The organism is Vibrio sp. 10N.222.55.C6 (assembly GCF_041473395.1).
In the GTDB taxonomy this organism is placed as follows: domain Bacteria; phylum Pseudomonadota; class Gammaproteobacteria; order Enterobacterales; family Vibrionaceae; genus Vibrio; species Vibrio crassostreae_C.
Map to the genome: position 1 here is coordinate 1 of NZ_JBFRSD010000130.1, position 506 is coordinate 506.

General features: G+C 46.2%; 1 protein-coding gene. It reads left to right on the plus strand.

Annotated features, from left to right (window positions below; all coding sequences use genetic code 11):
- The coding region (locus tag AB4486_RS22880) for a response regulator transcription factor (RefSeq protein ID WP_372118781.1) at window positions 1-506 on the plus strand (506 nt) is incomplete at both ends.

A 506-nucleotide genomic window follows, 5' to 3' on the forward strand; every position in this document is an offset into this window, starting at 1 on the left:
TTGATGGCAAACATATTGTTAGTCGAAGACGATGACGACTTGGCTGAGCTGGTGCAGATGCATCTCAAGTTCCAAGGACATGATGTTGTAAGGACCAACTCAATTGAAATGGCTCAAGCGCTATATCAGGGAAGCCAGTTTGATTTGATCGTGCTTGATCGAGGCTTACCTGACGGCGATGGTCTCGATTTCTGTCGATTGTTACGCCAGCAAGAAGACTGGACGCCTGTGCTAATGCTTACAGCAAGAGACACTGAGCTAGATAAGGTGTCGGGCTTAGAAGCTGGGGTTGATGACTATATTACCAAGCCTTTCAGCGTGCTCGAGTTTCAAGCTCACGTGAGGAACGTATTGCGTCGCTTAAGTCACTCTGAAGCAACAGTGAAAGATTCGCAATCAATCGAATCTATAATGAGTTTTGGCGGGCTTACCATCCAACCTGAGCGTCATCAGGTTTCATTGAATAATCAAGATGTCCCACTGACAGCAACCGAGTTTACGTTACT